We start from the raw sequence: 21,406 nt of genomic DNA on the forward strand, positions 1-21,406 counted from the left end.
TCACAGGCGATAGTCCTGCGCCAGCGTGCGGCCGATGCGCGCCAGGTTTTGCGGGTGGGTCAGCTGGTCGTGGCGGCAATCGATGTCGTGGGTGCGAAGCGCGCCGGTGATGTTGTGTTTGAACGTGCCCGGTTCCAGCACATAGGCCTCGCCCTGGCAGTCCTGGGTGGCGATGAAGAAGACCACGTCGCCGCGGAACTTCGCACTGGGCCTGTAGTCGTTGAGCAAGTCCGAGTCGTTGTTCTGGGTGGCGACGAAGCGTTCCAGCAAACCGGCGTCGAAGCCGGAGAAGATGCTGTATTTCAACAGTTCGATCGCCTTGTCGAAGTCCAGCGATTGCGGATCGTAGTCGCCGATATCGCAGCCGGCGATGTTCTCCAGGAAGCCTTGCAGGATGCTCGCGCGGGCGTCGCCCCTCGGCACGGTGGCGGGATCGAAACCCGGCATCGAGGTGCGGATGCACGAGTCCAATATCACCAACCGGTCGACTTCCTGGCCCGCTTGCTGCAGGCGCAGGGCCAGTTCCAACGCGGTCGCGCCGCCGTAGGAATAACCGAGCAGGTGATAGGGCCCTTCGGGTTGAATCGCGCGGATCTGCGTGAGGTAGGCGTCGACGTCTTCTTCCACGCTCGCCGACAACGGCGCGGACGGATCGATCAGGCTGGCGCTCTGCAGGGCGTAGATCGGGCGCTGCGGGTCCAGATAACGGGTCAGTCCGCGATACCACCAACCCAGACCGCCGCCCGGAGGCAGGCAGAACAGCGGCGGCAGGCCGCCTTGCGCGCGGATCGTCACCACCGGTTCGAGCGCGGACAAGGCCTGCAGCGGTTCGGCCATGCGTTCGGACAAGGCCGCGATCGTGGGCGATTCGAACAGCAGGCGCGCGGACACTTCCACGCCCAGAGTGTGGCGGATGCGGCCGACCAGACGCGTGGCCAACAGCGAGTGGCCGCCGATCTCGAAGAAATCGTCGTCGATGCCGACCTCGTTGAGTTCCAGCACTTCAGCGAACAGCTCGCACAAGGCTTGTTGCTGCGGTGTGGTCGCCGCACGTCGATGGCTGGAAGTGAACTCCGGCGCGGGCAGGGCCTTGCGATCCACCTTGCCGTTCGGGGTCAGCGGCAACATCGGCAACGGCACCAGCAGCGGCTGCATGTAGTCAGGCAGATGCCGTTGCGCATGCTGACGCAGTTCGGACAGACGGTCGAAACTGCCCGGGCTGTTGGCGCAGGCATCGAAGTCGCGCGGATGGGCCGGTTGATGGATGTCGGTCCAGATCGCTTCGCCGTCGTGCTTCGGTAGCAACAGCAGTTCCAGGCCGCGTTCGGGCGCCGACCAGGTCACCGCGACCTCGCAGTCCAAGGCTTCGCCCTGAGCATGCAGCGCCTCGGCCGGTGGCAGACCGAGTGGTTGCGCCGCCAACAGTCGAGTGCGCACTTCGGCGATGCGCCGGCCGGCCTGCAGCTGATGCAGCGCGTCGAGTTCGGGCTGCAGCAACGGATGCGGCACGTCGGTGATGCGCAATCCCGAGGGATGCTCGGCCAGACGCGCGGCGAGCGCGCCGGGTTCGAGCAAGGCGGGCGACCACGGCTGGGTCGGCAGCGCGGCGGCCGAACGCACTTGCGGACCTTGCTTGCGCAGCACCACTTCGTAGCGATGGCGGGTCAGCTCGTTGGCGTGAACGCTGCGCTTGGTCTGGATATCGACCGCGGCGATGTCCGCCAGCCGTTGCGGCAACTGGGTGAAGAACTCCGGCGCCAGCAGCAGTTCCTTCTCGGTCAGCAGGGTCTGATCGATGCGGCGCTGCAGGGTGGTCGCGTCGATGCCGTTCTCGGCCTGATGCAGTTGCACGGCGTTGACGAAGCTGCGCAGCAGCTGCAGGTTGCGCACGTCGCCCAGGTACAGCGCGCCGCCCGGCGCCAGCAGGCTCATCGCCTGCTCGATCACCTCCAGCAGGTAATCGCTGCTGGGGAAGTACTGCAGCACCGAGTTGACGATGATCGCGTCGTAATACGCTTCTGTAGGTAAGGACTCGGCCACCTGCCGGGTGCGGTGCGCGGGCAGGGTGTGCAGTTGCACTTTGCTGGCCAGTTCGGGCCGCTGCGCGAGTTGGCGCTGCAGACGCTCGACGGTGGCGCGCGACAGGTCGGTGCCGTGGTAGGTCTCCACGTGCGGCGCCACCGGCGCCAGGATCAGGCCGCTGCCGACGCCGATCTCCAGCACCCGGCGCGGGCGCAACGCGAGGATGCGCCGTACCGTGGCCGCGCGCCATTCGCGCATTTCCTCCAATGGAATCGGCGTCTGGGTGTAGCTGCTGTTCCAGCCGCGGAAGTCTTCGCCGAATTCCGGCGCCTCGGCATCGACGGTGTCTTCGTCGTACAGGTCTTGATACAGCGACTCCCATTCGTCGACCTGGCGCGTCTCCAGCGCGGTGTCGCGCTGACCGCCGCCTTGCTTGAGCACGACATAACCGACCAGTTGCTTGTGGCCCGGCGCGTCCTCGCGCACCTGCACGACGGCTTGGGCCACCGCCGGATAGGCCTGCAGCACGTTTTCGATTTCGCCCGGCTCGATGCGGAAGCCGCGCAGCTTCACCTGCTGGTCGCCGCGGCCGATGAATTCGATCTGGCCGTCCTCGCGCCAACGCACCAGGTCGCCGCTGCGGTACATGCGCTCGCCGCGGTGATGCGCGGGCGCGTATGGGTTGGCGACGAAACGCTCGGCGGTGAACGAGGCCCGCCCGAGGTAGCCGCGGGCCAGACCGGCGCCGGCGATGTACAACTCGCCGGGCACGCCCGGCGGCACCGGTCGCAGCGCGCCGTCGAGCACGTAGACCCGCATATTGTCCAAGGGCTCGCCGATCGGGACGCTGGCCGCGTCGGTCGCGAGCGGCGGCACGGCGCAGGTCAGGGCGAAGGTCGTGGTCTCGGTCGGGCCGTAGCCGTTGACGATGCGCAGCGCCGGATAGCGCGCCTGCAGACGGCGGATCGCATCGGCGGAGAGCACGTCGCCGCCGGCCCAGACTTGCACCAACGAGGCGAACAGCTCCGGCGTGGACTCGACGAATTCATGGAACAGGCCCGCGGTCAGCCACATGCTGCGCACGCCGTGTTCGGCGACCAGCCGCTGCATCTGCCGGCCGTCGCTGCTGTCGACCGTGCACACCGCCACGCAACCGCCGTTGAGCAGCGGCACCCACAGTTCGTAGGTGGACGCGTCGAAGGCGTGCGGCGAATGCAGCAGCACCACCTCGTGATCGCGGGCGAAACGGCGGTCGCGAGCGAAGGCCACGATATCGCCTTGTTCCACCGCCACGCCCTTGGGACGGCCGGTGGAGCCGGAGGTGAACATCACGTAGGCCAGTTGTCGCGGATGCACGACGGGCAAGGACGAGGCGACACTCGAAATCGCCGCATCGTCATCGGGCCTGTCCACACGCAGCACCTGCGACGGCGTCAGCTTGGATCCCTCCAGATTGCGGCCTTCGATACTGGCGTCGGCGATCAACAGCACCGTGCCGGTCTCGGCCAACAGCAGCGCCAGACGTTCGTCCGGATGTTGTTCGTGCAGCGGCAGGTAATACGCACCGGCCTTGAGCACGGCCAAAGTGGCGATGACCAGTTCGGGCGAACGGCGCAGCAACAGCGCCACGCCTTGTTCCGCGGCGACGCCGCGCGCGATCAGCCGTTGCGCCAATGCGTCGGCGCGGCGGTCGAGTTCGGCATAGCTCAAGCTGAGCTCGCCGGCCACCAGGGCCGTGGCGTCCGGGGTGAGGCGCGCTTGACGCTCGAAGCAGGCCGCCAGGCTTTCCACCACGACCGGATGCTCACTGCCGTTCCAGGCTTCCAACTGGACGCGCTCGCTTTGCTCAAGCAGATCGAGCTGACCCACGCGCAGGCTCAGATCACCCACCAGCTGTTCGAGGATGCGCTCGTAGCGGCGCGCGAAGCGCTGGATGTCGCTTTTGGCGAACACGTCCGGGCGATAGCTGAAATTCAACTTCACCCATTCGCCGGGCATCGACAGCAAGGTCAGCGGATAGTGCGACTTGTCGCCGCCGAAGCCGTCGACCATGGAGATGCTCAGACTGCCGTCGGCATTTGACAGGCGCTGGTCGTCGGCGTCCATCAGATAGTTCTCGAACACCATCAAGGTGTCGAACAACTGGGTATGGCCGCTGTCCTGCAGGATCTGGCTGAGCCCCAGATGCTGCGCGTCCAGCAACTGCGCCTGCCGGTCCTGCAGCGCCGCCAGCCAATCGCCCAGCGTCTGCGCCGGGTCGATCGGCAGCCGCAACGGCAAGGTGTTGATGAGCAGGCCAGCCATGCGCTCGACGCCGGCCAGTTCGGGCGGTCGGCCGGAGACGGTGATGCCGAACACGATGTCCTGGCGTCCGGTGCTCTGCGCCAGCAACAGGCCCCATGCGGCCTGCAGCAGGGTGTTGATGGTCAGACCGTGGCGACGCGCCTGCGCGGTCACCGCCTGGGTGAGTTCGCGCGAGAAATCGTGCGGATGGGTATGCGGCATCACCGGTTCGGGCGATGCCTGCGGCGCCAGCAGGGTGGGGCCGTCGAGATCGGCCAGCTCGCGCCGCCAAGTATCGCGCGCGGCCGGGCGATCCTGCGCGGCGACCCAGGCCAAGTACTCGCGATACGGGGTCACGTACGGCAGGGCCGAACGATCGCCACGCGCGTAGTACAGGCTCAGCAATTCCTTCATCACCATCGGCGAGGACCAGCCGTCGAGCAGCATGTGATGGCTGGTGAACGCCAGGTAGTGGCATTCGGGCGCGGTGCGCACCAGCAGGAAACGCAGCAGCGGGCCTTGCGATGGATCGAAGCGCTGTTGGTCCTCGCGCAGCAGCGCGGGCACATCGGCCACGTCGCTGTCGACGAAGCGCCATGGCGCCTTCGGCTTGAGCGGAATCACCTGCACCGCTTCCGGCAGGCCTTGATGCACGAACGAGGCGCTGAGATTCGCGTGACGTTCCAGCAAGCGGTCGGCCGCGGTCTGCAGCATCTGCGCGTCCAGGGCGCCGTCGAAACGGAACACCTCCTGGACCAGATAGGCGTCGACACTGTCCTCGTCGTAGATGGCGTGGAACAGCAGGCCGTGCTGCAGCGGCGACAGCGGCAGGATCTCGGCCAGCGGCGGTTGGCTGGCCTCGATCGCTTCGATCTGCGCCTGATCGAGCTTGACCAGCGGCAGGTCAGACGGGGTGAATCCCGGCGCGGCATGGGTGGCGCGTTCGGCGATGCAGCCCAGCAGTTCGAACCAGCGTTGCGCCAATGCGCGGATCGCCGCCTCGTCGAACAATTCGCCGGCCCAGTTCCAGGTCGCGTGCAGCATCGGGCCGGAGGCGTGGTCGATCGTCACCGCGTCCAGGCCGAGCACATGCCACAGCGGCCAGATCGCATCGTCGCCGTGCGGGGTTTCGGACCGCGGTTCGTCGAGCTGGCGGTCGTCGTCGGTGTCGTTGACCGCCTGCAGGCGGCCCAGGTAATTGAAGCCGACCTGTCGCGACGGCTGCGCGGCGAGCGCGTCGCGGCCGTGTTCGTCGAGATAGCGCAGCAGGCTGTAGCCGATGCCGTTGTCGGGCAGTCGGCGCAGTTGCTCCTTGACTCGCTTGAGCGCCTGTTCGAGCGCGGCGCCGCCGCGCAGCGCCTCGTCCAGATTCAGTCCGGCCAGATCGAGCTGGAGCGGGAATTCGCTGGTGAACCAGCCCACGGTGTGGGACAGGTCGGCGCCCTCGACGATAGCCTCGCGGCCGTGGCCTTCCATATCGAAACGCAGCGCCGCGTTGTTGATGCCGAGCCGTTGCTGGCGCCAGTCGATCAGCGCCAGCGCGAACGCGGTCAGCAGGACGTCGTTGATGCGGCCGTGGATCTGGGTCGGCGCCACGGTCAGCAGTTGCTGGGTGATCCGGGTGTCCAGACGCAAGGTCAGGGTGCGCTGGGTCGCGCCGAGGTCGCGGCGGGGATCGAGCGCGCGTTCGCTCAAGGCCGGATCGTCGCCGGCGAACATCGACTGCCACAGCGGCAGTTCGCCGCGGCGGGTGGTCGCGATCGCCGGCAGTTGCATGGCCCAGTGGCGCAGCGAGGTCGCAGCGGTTTCCAGGCGCGGCGCGAGGCCGCGTTTGCGCGCGTCCAATGCGGTCTGAAAGTCCGGCAGCAGGATGCGCCAGGACACGCCGTCCACGGCCAAGTGATGGATCGTCAGCAGCAGCTGTGCGTCGTGCTCGTCGACGAAGCAGACGGCCTGCAGCATGCGGCCTTCAGCGGGTGCGACGTTGTGGCGAGCGCTTCGCTGCGCGTCCTCGATGACGCGTTGGCGCGCCGCGGCGTCGAGACCGACCAACGACACGTGGCGCAGGCAATCCTGCGCGCGCACCTCGCCTTGCGGGACGATCCGCAGCTCGCGGCCGGCACCCACGCGCAAACGCAACGCGTGATGATGATCGAGCAGATCCTGCAACGCCTGCGTCAGCGCATCGCCGTCCACATTGGCCAGGCCCAGCGGCAGCGTCATCGACTGATTGAAGGACTCGGCAAGCTCGGGCTGGTCCAGCAGCCAATGCATGATCGGCGTGGCCGGCAGGGTTCCGGTCGGCGCTTCCAGCGGCGCGGCGGCGGTGCGCGGCAGCGGCGCGGCCGAGGCCGCGAGGACCTCGACCGTCTGCTGACGGAACACGTCGCGCGCGGTGATGACCAGGCCTTGCTTGCGCGCCCGGCTGACCAGCTGGATCGAACTGATGCTGTCGCCGCCCAGGATGAAGAAGTTGTCGTCGATACCGACCCGCTCCAGGCCGAGCACTTCGGCGACCAGGGTGCAGAACAGCTGCTCCTTCGCATCGCGGGGCGCGCGCACGCTCGCCGAGGCGAAGTCCGGCGCCGGCAAGGCCTTGCGGTCGAGCTTGCCGCTGATGTTCAACGGCAACCGCGGCAGACGCACGAACGCGGCCGGAACCATGTAGTCGGGCAGTTGCGCGGCCAGTTGCCGGCGCAGCGCATCTAGGTCGACAGCGGCGGTATCGGCCGTCGCGATATAGGCGACCAGTTGCTTGCGGCCCGGCTGGTCATCGCGCACCAGCACCGCGTTCTGGCTGTAACCCGACTGCGCGATCCGGGCCTCGATCTCGCCCAGTTCGATGCGGTGACCGCGGATCTTGACTTGATTGTCGCTGCGCCCGAGGTATTCGAGCTGGCCATCGCTGCGCCAGCGCGCCAGATCGCCGCTGCGGTACATGCGCTCGCCATGGGCGAACGGATCGGCGACGAAACGTTCCGCGTTCAACGCAGGGCGATCCAGGTAACCGCGGGCCAGGAACGCGCCAGCCAGATACAGCTCGCCGGCGACGCCGACCGGCAACGGTTGCAGACGCGCATCGAGCACATAGGCGCGGCTGTTCCACACCGGCGCGCCTATGGCGGGACGGCTGCCGGGGTCGATGCTGGCGAAGCAGGCGTCGACGGTGCATTCGGTCGGGCCGTACAGGTTGTAGCCGCGCACCCGCGGCGATTCGCCGAGCGTGCGCCACTGCGCCTCGCTGACCGCTTCGCCGCCGAGCATCACGCAGCACAGCTGGCTGTCGTCGCGTTCGAGCAGTCCGTCCTGCAGCAGCACGTCGAACAACGAGGGGGTCACGTCCATCGCGTGGATGCCGTGCTCGACCACGTAGTCGACCAGCCACTGGCTGTCCTTGCGCACCTGCTCGTCGATCAGATGCAGTTCGTGGCCTGCGGCCATCCACAGCAGGGCCTCGATCGAGGTGTCGAACACCATCGACGCGGTAAGGGCGAAACGCAGGCGCGCGCCGCCGGCGAAGGCGGCCTCGCGATCGATCAGGATCTGCTTGTGATGGTGGTAGAGATTGGCCAGCGAATCGTGGGCAACTACCACGCCCTTGGGCTTGCCGGTGGAGCCGGAGGTGTAGATGACATAAGCCGGATGCCGCGGCGACCACGGCCGGCGGCGATCGGCGTCGCTGGGCGCGTGCGCGGGCGCGGCAGCGAGCAGTTCGCGGGTGTCGGCGCTGTCGAGCATCAGCAAGGGCAGTTCGCGGCCGCGATCGTCCTCGCTCAGCGCGCGCGTCCCGGCGCTGCTGCCGATCACCACGGCGGGCAGGGCATCGTCGAGGATTTCGTGCAGACGTTCGGCCGGCTGCTCGATATCCAGCGGCAGATAGGCGGCGCCGGCCTTGAGCACGGCCATCAGCGCCACGATCATGTCCGGCGTGCGCAGCAGCGCCAGCGCGACCCGGTCTTCCGCGCCGACGCCGCGGGCGATCAGCACATGGGCCAGGCGGTTGGCGCGGGCATCGAGCTCGGCGAAATCCAATTGCTGGCCGTTGCAGACCAGCGCGGTGGCGCTCGGAGTGCGAATCGCAGTTTGCGCAAATAGATCATGCAAACCGCCGGGCGGCAGGTCGTGCAGCTCAGCGCCGCTGGCTTGCAGCAGGCGGGTGCGTTCGCCGGCTTCGAGCAGGTCGATGCGGCCGATCGGCAGGCTGAGATCGCCGGCCAGGATTTCGAGCAGGCGGGCGTAACGGCGGATCTGCGCTTCTAGGTCGGCCAGCGAGAACACGTCGGGCCGATAGCTGAAATCCAGGCGCAGGCGTTCGCCCGGCAGCAGCGACAGGCTGAGCGGGTAGTGCGACAGATCGCCGCCGTGGCCCTCGGCCATGCCGATGCGCAGTTCGCTGTCGGCTTCCAGCGCGCGGCGGTCGTTCGGATCCAGCGGATAGTTCTCGTACACCATCAACGTGTCGAACAAGGTGGCGTGGCCGCTGTCGCGCAGGATCTGCGGCAGGTCCAGGAACTGTTCGTTGAGCAGGCGCGCCTGACGCGCCTGCAGGTCGTCCAGCCAGGCGCCGAGGGTCTGCTCGGGCCGGATGCGCAGGCGCAGCGGCAAGGTGTTGATCAGCAGGCCGACCATGCGCTCCACCCCGGCCACTTCGGGCGGACGGCCGGACACGGTGATGCCGAACACCACGTCCTGGCGTCCGGTGTACTGCGCCAACAACAAGCCCCAGGCCGCTTGCAGCAGGGTGTTGAGGGTCAGGCCATGACGGCGCGCCTGGGTGTTGAGGGCCTGGGTGAGCTCGCGCGAAAACAGGTGTTGATGGGTGCGCGGCATGAACGGCTCGTCCGATGCCTGCGGCGCCAGCAGCGTGGGTTCGTCCAGGTCGGCCAGTTCCTCGCGCCAGGCCGCGCGCGCGGTTTCGCGATCCTGCGCGCCGATCCAGGCCAGGTAGTCGCGATACGCGGGCGCCGGCGGCAACGCGGCGTCGCTGCCGCGCGCGTGGTACAGCGCGAGCAATTCGCGCAGGACGATCGGCATCGACCAGCCGTCGAGCAGGATGTGGTGGCTGGTGAACACCAGGTAGTGCAGGTCCGGCGCGGTACGCACCAGGGTGAAGCGCAACTGCGGCGCCTGCGACGGTTCGAAGCGCTGTTGCTTGTCCAGCAGCAACAGCGTCTGCAAGCCGGCGTCGTCGGTTTCCACGAAGCGCCATGGCGCCTTGACCACGCGGGCGATGGCCTGGACCGTGCTGGATCGCCCGTCGTGGATGAAGGCCGCGCGCAGGTTGGCGTGGCGTTCGAGCAGACGGTCGGCGGCGGTCTGCATCGCCGCCGGGTCCAGCCGGCCTTCGAAGCGGAACACCTGCTGCACCAGATAGGCATCGGGCGCGCCGTCGTCGTAGAGAGCGTGGAACAGCAGGCCGTGCTGCAGCGGCGACAGCGGCAGGATGTCGGCCAGCGGCGGCTGGATCGCCTCGATGGCTTCGATGCGCTGCTGATCGAGCGCGATCAGCGGCAGGTCCGAGGGCGTGAACTGCGTGCGCTCGTCCTGCGAGGCGTTGCGCGCGATCTGCCGCAACAGGTCGAACCACAGTTGCGCGAGTTCGCCGATGGCCGGCTCGTCGAACAGCTCGCCGGCCCAACTCCAGTTGGCGCACAGCACCGAACCGTCGCGGCGGTCCTCGGTGGTGGCGTTGAGCGAAAGCGCGTGGACCAGCGGCGCGTCCTCGCCCGCGCCGGGAATGGCGGCCTCGGCCTGACCCCAGTCCGAAGCGCTTTGGCCGTGCTCGGCGATGGCGAAACGGCCCAGATAGTTGAAGCCGATCTGCGCGGCGGGCTGGCCGCCGAGCGCGGCGCGGCCGCTCGCATCGTGATAACGCAACAAGCCGTAACCGATGCCGTTGTCGGGCAGGGCGCGCAATTGCTCCTTGACCGATTTGAGCGCGGCGTCCAGCGCGGTGCCGCCGTGCGCGGCCGCGGTCTGGTCGATGCCGCTGAGCGACAGCTGCAGCGGGAACTGGCTGGTGAACCAGCCGACGGTGCGGCTGATGTCGATGCCTTCGGTGCCAGCTCCGCTCAAGGTTTCGCGGCCATGGCCCTCGAGATCGAAGCGCACTTGCTCGACATCGCCCAGGCCGTGGCGGCGCCGCCACTCGGCCAGCGCCAGCGCGAACGCCGACAGCAGCACGTCGTTGATGCGGCCGTGGACGCGTTCGGGCGCGCGGGTCAGCAACAGGCGCGTCACGTCCGGTTCCAGCCGCAGCGACAGATGGCGCTGGCTCGACAGCGTGTCGCGCGCGGGATCGAGCGCACGCGCGCTCAGCGGCGGATCTTCGCCTTGCTGCATCGCCTGCCAGAACGGCAGTTCCTCGATGCGCGCGGCGGCGGCCGCCGGCAGGGCCAGGGCCCAGTGACGGAACGAGGTCGGCACCGGCGCGAGATCGGGCGCGACGCCGGCGGCGCGCGCCTCCCACGCGGCTTGCAAGTCCGGCACCAGGATGCGCCAGGACACGCCGTCCACCACTAGATGGTGCAGGGCGAGGAACAGGCGCGAATCCGCGCCGTCGTCGAACCACACCGCCTGCAGCATGCGTCCGTCGGCCGGTGACAGCTGCAACTGCGCGGTGAGCATCGCCTCGTGCATGCGGTGCTCGCGCGCATCGGCGGACAGGCCGTACAACGGCACCGATTGCAGACAGTCGGCCGCGCGCACGCTGCCGGCCGCGCGGATTTCGAATGAGCCGCTTTCGAACGATTTGTTTTCAAGCGTGCCGCTTTCGGGCGAGCTGTCGCGCAGACGCATGCGCAGCGCATGGTGGTGTTCGATCAAGTCCTGCAATGCGGCCTGCAACGGCTCACGCCGCAATTTCGGCACTTGCAGCAGCATGGTCTGGGCGAAGTGCCGGTACGGGCCTTCGCGTTCCAGCAGCCATTGCATGATCGGCGTGGCCGGCAGCGCGCCGGTAGGCGCCTGTTGCGGCAACGCGTCGACCGGTTCACTGGTGCCGGCGACACGCGCCAGCGCCTGCACACTGGGATGCTGGAACACATCGCGCGCGCTGAAGCGCAAACCGGCCTGACGCGCGCGTCCGACCAACTGGATCGAGCTGATGCTGTCGCCGCCCAGGGCGAAGAAACTGTCGTCTATGCCGACCCGGTCCAGGCCCAGCACCGCGCCGAACAAATCGCACAATGACTGTTCCAGCGCAGTGCGCGGCAGGCGGATATCGCGGCTGGCTTCCGGCGCGGGCAGGGCTTTGCGATCCAGCTTGCCGTTGGGTGTCAGCGGCAGAGAGTCCAGCGCGACAAAGGCGACCGGCACCATGTGTTCGGGCAGATTGCGGGTCAAGTTGCTGCGTAGCGCATCGGTGTCCAACGCATCGGCGCGGGTCACCAGATAGGCGATCAATTGCCGTTGGCCAGGAATGTCCTCGCGTACCGCGACCGCGTTGTGCGGGTAGCCCGCGCTGGCGATGGCCGCTTCGATCTCGCCCAGTTCGATGCGGAAGCCGCGCAGTTTGACCTGGCCGTCGTCGCGGCCGAGGTATTCCAGTTGACCGTCTTCGCGCCAGCGCGCCAGATCGCCGCTGCGGTACATGCGTTCGCCGGATGCGAATGGATCGGCGACGAAACGTTCAGCGCTGAGCGCGGCGCGTCCGAGATAGCCGCGCGCGAGACCGGCGCCGGCGATGTACAACTCGCCGGCGACGCCCACCGGCTGCGGTTGCAGTTGCGGGCTCAGCACGTACAGGCGGGTGTTGGCGATCGGCGCGCCAATGCAGGCCAGTTCGCTGGCGAGTTCGTCGGCATCGGCGTCCGGACGAAGCTGCGAGCGCAGCCGCGCCACGCTGGACCACACGCTGGCCTCGGTCGGGCCGTACTCGTTGTACAGCGCGCAATCCGCTGACGCCTGCGCGCGATGCTGCTGCAACAGCGCGGCGGCGATCGATTCGCCACCCAACACCACCCGGGTCAGCGTCGACAGACGGCCCTGCGCCTGTTCCAGCGCCGCGCGATACAGCGCCGGGCCGCTGAGCCAGGCCTGGACGTTATGTCGGGCCACCAGTTCGGCCAGCGCCGCCGGCTCGCGCTCCTGTCCCGGCGCCGGCAGCACCAACGTGCCGCCGCTGCTCAAGGCATGCAGGATCGCGCCGAGCGATGCGTCGAAAGCTACCGACGGGAGCAGCAGCACGGTTTCGGGAGCGCCGCCATTGGCGGACCCGTAGTAATCCAGTCGCGCCGCATTCGAATGCACGATCTGGCGATGGCTCACCACCACGCCCTTGGGCTTGCCGGTGGAGCCGGAGGTGTAGATGACGTAGGCCGGATGATCCAGCTGCAATTCGGGGCGCAGCGCACTGCTGGCCGCGGCACCGTCGAAAGCAATGTTGTAGATGGCCTCGCGTACCGCAGGATCGTCTAGCAGCAGCGCGTTGTCCGGCACGGACTGCATAGCGTCGCGACGGGTGATGGTGAGCGCCGGGCCGGCATCGTCGTGCATATAGGTCAGGCGTTCGGCCGGATAGTCGACGTCCAGCGGTAGATACGCCGCGCCGGCCTTGAGCACGGCGAGCAGGGCGACGACCAGTTCGGTCGAACGCGGCAGCGCCACCGCGACGCGGTCCTCGGCGCGGATGCCGCGCGCGCGCAGCACGCTGGCAAGCCGATGCGCGCGCTCATGCAATTGCGCGTAGCTCAGCCGTTGCTCGGCGAAGATCAGCGCGGTCGCGTCGGGGCTGCGCGCGGCCTGCTGTTCCAATACCGTCGCCAGATCCAGCGCGGCGACGGGCAGGGCGCGGTCGTTCCAGTCGTGCAGCAGGCGCTGGCGTTCCTGCGTGGGCAGCACGTCGAGTTGCGCCAGCGGCCGTTGCGGCTGATCGGCGAACGCTTCGAGGATGCGGGTGTAGCTGTCGGCCAGGCGTTCGACCTGCGCGGGCGTATACACGTCGGCGCGGTAGCTGAAGCCCAGGCGGATGCGTTCGCCGGGAACCGCCGACAAGCCCAGCGGATAATGCGAAGTGTCGCCGCCGTGGTGGCTGTGGAAGGCCACGCTGAGTTGTTGCGACTGGGCTTGCAGACTGGCCTCGTCGATCGGATAGCTTTCGTACACCATCAAGGTGTCGAACAACTCGCCCAGGCCGGCCACTCGCTGGATCTCGCTCAGGCCGAGGTGGCTGTGTTCAAGCAGCGCCGACTGTTGCTGTTGCAGGCGCCGCAGCAGGTCGTGCAAAGGTTCGCCGGCGTGCAGGCGCAGGCGCAGCGGCAAGGTGTTGATCAGCAGGCCGACCATCTGTTCGCTGCCGGCCAGTTCGGCCGGACGGTCGGCGAAAGTAATGCCGAACACCACGTCGTCGCGACGCAGCAGGCGCGCGAGCAGGATGCCCCAGGCCGCCTGGATCACGGTGTTGAGGGTCACGCCGCACTGACGCGCCTGTTCGACCAGACGCGTACTGAGGTCTTGCGGCAAGTGGTAGCGCAGCAGTTCGGGCGTGCTCGCGGCGGTGTTCGTCGCGCTGATCCGGCTCGGTTCATCCAGCCCGTCCAGCGCCTCGCGCCAGGCCGCCAACGCGGCCGGCTTGTCGCGGTTCGCCAGCCAGCGCAGGTAGTCGCGATACGGGGTTACCCGCGGCAGCGAGGTGTCTTCGCCTTGCGCGTACAGCGTCAGCAACTCCTGGATCAGGATCGGCGTGGACCAACCGTCGAGCAGGATGTGGTGGCTGGTGAACACCAAGTAATGCTGCTCGGATCCGGTATGCACCAGGGTGAAGCGCAGCAACGGCGCCTCACTCAGGTTGAAGCGCTGCTGCTGATCTTCGCGCAGCAACTCGGCGAAGCCGACTTCGTCCAGGTCCACTTCGCGCCAGGGCGCGTCCAGCGTGCGCGCGATCACCTGCACCGCTTCGGCCAGGCCCTCGTGCACGAAGGCCGCGCGCAGATTGGCATGGCGCTGCAACAGCCGGTTCGCGGCCGCGCGCAGCGCATCGCCACGCAACGGCCCGTCGAAGCGCAGCACCACTTGCATCATGTAGTTGTCGTGCGCCTGTTCGTCGTACAGGGCATGGAACAGGAAGCCATGCTGCAGCGGCGACAACGGCAGGATGTCGGCCAGCGCCGGCTGCGCGGCCTCGATGGTCTCGATCTGGGTCTGTTCGAGCGCGACCAGCGGCAGGTCGGACGCGGTGAAACCGTCGCGCTCGGCATGCGACGCGTAATCGGCGATAGCGCGCAAGGCCGCGTGCCAGTCTTCGGCCAGTTCGCGCACGTCGCGCTCATCGAGCAACTCGCCGGCCCAGCTCCAGGTCGCGTTCAACACCGGTCCGGTCGCGCCGTCCAGGGTGATCGCATTGAGTTGCAGGGTGTGCGACAGCGGACGTTCTGAATGATCGCCGGCTTGCACCGCGACCAAGTCGGTCGCGCTCCAATCCGCGCCCGCATCGCCGGCGCCGAAGCGCCCCAGGTAGTTGAAGGCGATCTGCGGCTGCGCTTGATCGGCCAGGATTTGTCGGCTGGGTTCGTGCAGATAGCGCAGCAGGCCGTAGCCGACGCCATTGTCGGGCAGACGGCGCAGTTGTTCCTTGACCTGCTTGAGGCAACCCGCGAGGGCGCGCTCATCGTCCAGGGCGGCGCGCGCATCGATTCCGTCGCGATCCAATGCGCCCAGATCCAGCTGCACCGGGAACACGCTGGTGAACCAGCCCAGGGTGTGCGACAGCTCGGCGCCGGCCACGATCTCCTCGCGTCCGTGGCCTTCCAGTTCGAAGCGAACGCTGGCCGGATCACTCAGGCCGCGTCGCGCGCGCCAACTGCGCAGCGCCAGCGCGAAGCCGGTGAGCAGCACATCGTTGATGCGGCCATAAATGGTCTCGGGCGCGCGGGTCAGCAGGCAGCGGGTGATCTCGCTGTCCAGACTGAGGGTGAGGCTGCGGCGCGTGGCCACGGTGTCGCGCGCGCGATCGAGCGCGCGCGTGCCGATCGATGGATCGGGGCCTGCGAGCATCGACTGCCACAGCGGCAGTTCGTGCGCGCGTTGCGCGGCGGCGTGCGGCAATTGCAGGGCCCAGTGGCGCAGCGGCGTCGCCACCTCGGGCAGGACGGCGGCGCGGCCGGCGGCGATCGCATCGGCGGCGTCCTTGAGGTCCTGCAGCAGGATGCGCCAGGAAATGCCGTCGATGGCCAGATGGTGGATCTGCAGCAGCAACAGCGGCTGATCCTGGTAATCGAACCACAGCGCTTGCAGCATGCGGCCGCTGCGTGGGTCCAGCGTGGCGGCGGAAGCGTTGGCGCGTTCGTGCATGCGCGCTTCGAATGCGGGCCTGTCCGCGGCCGCGTCGCCGCTCTCGATGCGCAGCAGGCAATCGCTGGCGCGCACCGCGCCGGCGGCGCGGATGGTCCAACGTTGCTCCGGCGTCAGTTGCAGGCGCAAGGCGTCGTGGTGGTCGAGCACGGCCTGCAAGGCCGCGAGCAGCTCCGCTTCGCGCAAGGCCGGTACCTGCAGCAACACCGATTGATGGTAGTGCTGCAACGGGCCTCCCTGTTCGAGGAACCAATGCATGATCGGCGTGGCCGGCAATTCGCCGGTCGGCGCCTCCACGGTCGCCTTGACCGTATCGGCCAGCGGTCGCATGACCAGCGCCAGCGCTTCCGGGTTCTGGTGTTCGAACACGGTGCGCACGCTGACCGACCAACCGGCGCGGCGCAGGCGGCTGACCAATTGGGTCGAACCGATGCTGTCGCCACCGAGCGCGAAGAAGTTGTCGTCAATGCTCACCCGCGGCAGATGCAGGATGTCGGCGAACAATTCGCACAGCAGGGTTTCAGCGGCATTGCGCGGTGCGCGCTCACCGACGCTGCGCAGTTGCGGCGCAGGCAGCGCCTTGCGGTCGAGCTTGCCGTTGCCGGTCAGCGGCAGTTCGTCGAGGACGACGAAGGCGGCCGGGACCATGTAGTCGGGCAGGCGCTTGGCCAACTGCGCACGCAGGGCCGCGGAATCGAAATCTTCGGGAGCCAAACCGGCGCTATCGAAACCGGTGGCCGCGATATACGCGACCAGTTGCTTCTGGCCGGCGTGGTCTTCGCGCGCGATCACCGCATTGTGGGCGAAGCCGGCCTGCGCCAGCGCCGCTTCGATTTCGCCCAGTTCGATACGGTAGCCGCGGATCTTGACCTGATGGTCGATGCGTCCGAGGTAGTCCAGGCGTCCGTCCGCGCGCCAGCGCGCGAGATCGCCGGTGCGGTACATGCGCTCGCCGTCGACGAAGGGATCGGCGACGAAGCGTTCGGCGCTCAGGCCGGGGCGATTGAGATAACCGCGCGCCAGGCCGGCGCCGGCGATGTACAGCTCGCCGGCCACGCCGCTAAGCTGCGGCCGCAGTCGTTCGTCGAGCACGTACAGGCGCGCGTTCCAGATCGGCGTGCCGATCGACACAGCGGTGGCGTCGTGCATGTCGGCGTCGACTTCGTAGGTGCTGCAGCCGACCGTGGCCTCGGTCGGGCCGTACTCGTTGATCAGGCGCACGTCCGGATAACGATCCTGCCAATAGGCGAGATCGGCCGGCACCAGCGCTTCGCCGCCGATCAGCAGGGTGCGCGCCGGTGCCGGCGCGCCAGGTTCCAGGGTAGCGTTGAGCAGTTTCAAATGCGCCGGGGTCAGCTTGAGCAGTTCATAGCCGCCGGCCGGTTGCCGGGCCAGGAGACCTGCGAAATCCTTGTCGGTTTCGATCAGCGTCAGCGGCTGGCCCACCAACAGCGGAGCGAACAGCACGGTGACGCTGCCGTCGAACGCGGCCGACAAGGTAGTGGCCGAACCGTTGCCGTTGTCGTCGCCCGCGCCGAAGTAGGCGTGCCGGCACCAGGCGAAGTAATGCGCGGCCGAACGGTGCGCGACCGTCACGCCCTTGGGCTTGCCGGTGGAACCGGAGGTGTAGATCACATAGGCCGGGTGCAGCAGCTTCAGCGGCCGCAGCCGGTCGCCATCGCCGGGATTGGCGGCGCTGCTGCGCGCCAGACGCTGTTGCAGCGCCGGATCGTCGAGCAGGCACAGCGGCGCATCCGCCGGCAGCAGATGGGCGAAGGCGTCGCGAGTGAGCACGCGCACCGGTCTGGCGTCGTCGAGCATCACCGCCAGGCGTTCGCGCGGATTGCCCAGATCCAGCGGCAGGTACGCCGCGCCGGCCTTGAGCGTGGCGAGCAGGGCGACCAGCAGGTCCAGCGACGGCGGCAGCGCGATCGCCACCACCCGCTCGGGGCCGGCGCCTTCGGCGATCAACACATTGGCCAGACGGTTGGCGCGTTGATTGAGCGCGTCGAAATCGAGACGCTGCTCCTCGCCCGACGGCTCGTGGTAAATCGCCGCCGGCGCCGATGGCGTGCGCGCCACCTGGGCCTCGAACAGCGCCGGCAAGGTCGCTTCGAGCACGGGTTGCGCGGTGGCGTTCCAGTCGTGCAGCAGGCATTGCCGCTCGCTCGCGTCCATCAGCTCGATCGCGCCGATGCTCCGCTCGGCGTCTTCGGTGACCGCATGCAGCAGGCGCTCGAAGCGGCGCCACAGCGTCTGCACGCTGGCTTCGTCGAACAGGTCAGTGGCGTATTCGATCGCGCCTTGCAGGCCGTCGGGTTCGCCGTCGGCCAGGGTGCGCTCGGAAAACGCGAAGTTGAGGTCGAACTTGACCACCTCCGTTTCCAGCGCATGCGCTTCGCAGCGCAAGCCAGGTAGGCGCAGTTCGCTGGCGCTCATGTTCTGCAGCACCACCATCACCTGGAACAGCGGGTGATAGGACAGCGAACGCACAGGATTCAACGTTTCCACCAACTGTTCGAACGGCAGGTCCTGATGTTCGTACGCGGCCAGATCGGTGTCGCGCACGCGCGCCAGCAAGGCCGCGAAGCTGGGATCGCCGGAAGTGTCGACGCGCAGCACCAGGGTGTTGAGGAACAGGCCGACCAGATCCTCGAGCGCGGCATCGGTACGGCCGGCCACCGGCGCGCCGAGCGGAATGTCGGTGCCCGACCCCATGCGCGTCAGCAAGGCGGCGACCGCCGCCTGCAGCACCATGAACAAGGTCGCGCCGTGACGCTGGCTCAGCGTCAGCAGGCGGCGATGCAGCGCGGTGTCGAATTCGAAATGCGAGCTGCGGCCGCGATAACTGGTGCTGCCCGGGCGCGGCCGGTCCGTCGGCAGCGGCAATTGTTCGGGCAGATCGGCCAGGCGTTGCTTCCAGTAATCGATCTGCTGGCGCAGCAGGCTATCACCGTCGTCCTCGCGGCCCATCAGTTGCCGTTGCCACAGGCTGTAGTCGGCGTATTGCACCGGCAGCGCGGCCCATGACGGCGCCGTGCCCATGAGGCGCGCGGCATAGGCCTGCGACAGGTCGCGCGACAGCGGCGCCATCGAGGCGCCATCGCCGGCGATGTGGTGCAGCAACAGCAGCAGCACGTGGTCGTCGGCGCCGATCCGGAACAAACTGGCGCGCAGCGGCAATTCGCAGCTCAGGTCGAAGGCGTAGGCCGCCGCCTGGCGCAGGTCGGCGTCCAATGCGTCTTCGTCGCTGTCGACGGTTTCCAGCGCCACGAACGCGGCGCTGTCGTCGAGACGGTCGTGCGCGCCGGGCGCGGCCAGGATGTGCTGGCGCGGCGTGTCGCTGTCCGGGAACAGGGTGCGCAGACTTTCGTGGCGCGCCACCACGTCGTTGATCGCCGCTTGCAGCGCGTCCGGGTCGAGCGGGCCGTGCAGGCGCAGCGCCAGCGGGATGTTGTAGGTGGCGCTGGGGCCTTCGAGTTGGTGCAGGAACCACAGCCGGTATTGCGCGAACGACAGCGGCAGATCTTGCGGACGTTCTTGCGCCGCCGCCAACGCCGGCCGGCGCGAGCGGTTGCGGTCCAGATGCGGCGCCAGCGCGGCCACGCTGGGGTGTTCGAACAGCGCCCGGATCGGCAGTTCCAGTTGCAGGCGCGAACGAATCAATCCGATCAGGCGGATCGCCAGCAGCGAATGGCCGCCCAGCTCAAAGAAGCTGTCGTCGATGCCGACGCGCTGCACGCCCAGCACTTCGGCGTACAGCGCGCACAGGATGCGCTCGCGTTCATCGCGCGGTTCGCGCAGGCTGACCGGCGCGTAGTCCGGAGCCGGCAGGGCCTTGCGGTCGAGCTTGCCGTTGGGCAGCTGCGGCAACGCCGGCAGCGCCACCAGCGCGGTCGGCAGCATGTAGTCGGGCAGACGCGCGGCCAGATGCGCGCGCAGCGCTTCGGCATCGAATCCGGCTTCGGCGGCGACATAGCCGACGATCTGGCGATCGCCCGGTCTGTCCTCGCGCACGATCACAGCGTTGCGCGTGTAACCGGCGCGGGCCAGTTCGACCTCGATCTCGCCCAGTTCGATGCGCAGGCCGCGCACCTTGACCTGATGGTCGGCGCGGCCGCGATGGACGATGACGCCGTCCTCGCGCCAGTGCGCGAGGTCGCCGGAGCGGTACATGCGCTGGCCGTGCGCGAACGGATCGGCGACGAAGCGCTCGGCGCTGAGCGCGGCGCGGCCGAGATAACCGCGGGCGAGGCAGTCGCCGGCGATGTAGAGCTCGCCTAGCGTTCCCGGCGGCACCGCTCGCAGCGCGCTGTCGAGCACGTAGAAACGGGTGTTGGCGATCGGACCGCCGATCGGGATCGGCCCGTCTTCCATCTCGCGGCACGGCCACGCCGCCACGCCGATGGAGGTTTCGGTCGGGCCATAGGAATGATGCAGCGGGCGTCCCAGGCGCTGGGCCACGCGCCGGCGCAGATCGGCCGACAGCGCTTCGCCGCCGCAGACGATGCGGCGCAGGCTCGCGCATTCCTCAGCGCTGGCTTCGAGCACGAACACGTCCAGCATCGAGGCGACGAAGTGCACGGTGGTGACGCGTTCGCGCTCGATCAGTTCGGCGAGGTAGCGCGGTTCGCGATGGCCGTCGGGCCGCGCCAGCACCAGGCGCGCGCCGCGGGTCAGCGGCCAGAACAGTTCCCACACCGACACGTCGAAGCTCGACGGGGTTTTCTGCAGCACCGCGTCGTCGGCCCGCAGGTCGTATTCGCGTTGCATCCAGTCCAGACGATTGACCACGCCGCGGTGCGGGATCAGCGCGCCCTTGGGCTTGCCGGTCGAACCGGAGGTGTAGATCACATAGGCCGGATGCTCCGGCTGCAGCGTGGCGCTGCGTTCGTCATCGCCGATCGCATGCGCGGGCAGCGCGGCCAGGCGTTCGCACAGCGCGGCGGCGTCGAGCCGCCACAGCGGCGCGTTGGCTGGCAGCGCTTCAGCCACGTCGCCGCGCGTGAGCACGAAGGCCGGCGCGGCGTCGGCGAGCATGTCGGCCAGACGCTCGGGCGGATAGTCGGTGTCCAGCGGCAGATACGCCGCACCGCTCTTGAGCACCGCGCACAGCGCGATCGGCAGGTCCAGCGAGCGCGGCAGCGCCACGCCGACGATGGATTCCGGGCCGATGCCCTGGGCGATCAGCGCACGCGCCAGACGGTTGCTGCGCGCTTCCAGTTCGGCGTAGCTCAGCGAGCTGCCTTCGAAGCACAGCGCGATGGCGTCGGGCGTGCGCGCGGCCTGCGCCGATAGCAGCGCGGCCAAGTGAGTGTTCGACTGTTCGTGCGCGGTCGCGTTCCAGTCGTGCAGCACGAGTCGGGTTTCATCGGCGTCGAGCAGGTCGATCCGGCCGAGCGGCTGCTGCGCGTCCGTGGCGAAGGCGTCGATCAGGCGCTGGTAGCGCAGGCCCAGTCGCAGCACCTGTTCGCGTTCGAGCAAGTCGGGGCGGTAGCTGAGCTTGAGCTGATACGGCTGTCCCGGCCGTCCCGGGATCAACGCCAGACCGACCGGATAGTGCGAGGTGTCGCCGCCGTGATGGCTGTGCACGCCGATGGCCAGATCGCTGGGGCCGTCGCCGTCTTCGCCGACCGGGAAGTTTTCGAACAGCACCAGGGTGTCGAACAATTCGCCGTGGCCGGCGATGCGCTGGATCTCGGCCAGCCCGAGGTGCTGGTGGTCGAGCAGCGCCGATTGCTCGCGCTGGAAGCGTTGCAGCAGCGCGGCGACGGTTTCGTCCGGGCGCCATTGCAAGCGCAGCGGCAAGGTG

The 21,406-nt window shown here is 68.3% G+C and carries 1 protein-coding gene (cut by a window edge); it reads right to left on the bottom strand.

Going from position 1 to position 21,406, the window contains the following annotated elements:
* Positions 1 to 21,406 carry the 3' portion of a non-ribosomal peptide synthetase gene (locus tag ASD86_RS18935; RefSeq protein WP_056114187.1) on the bottom strand. 878 nt of this gene lie beyond the right edge of the window, so 21,406 of the gene's 22,284 nt are visible here — the last part of the coding sequence; its start codon lies beyond the right edge, outside the window — the gene reads right to left on this strand; its stop codon occupies positions 1 to 3.

The sequence above is a fragment of the Lysobacter sp. Root690 genome (assembly GCF_001427785.1).
GTDB lineage: Bacteria > Pseudomonadota > Gammaproteobacteria > Xanthomonadales > Xanthomonadaceae > Lysobacter.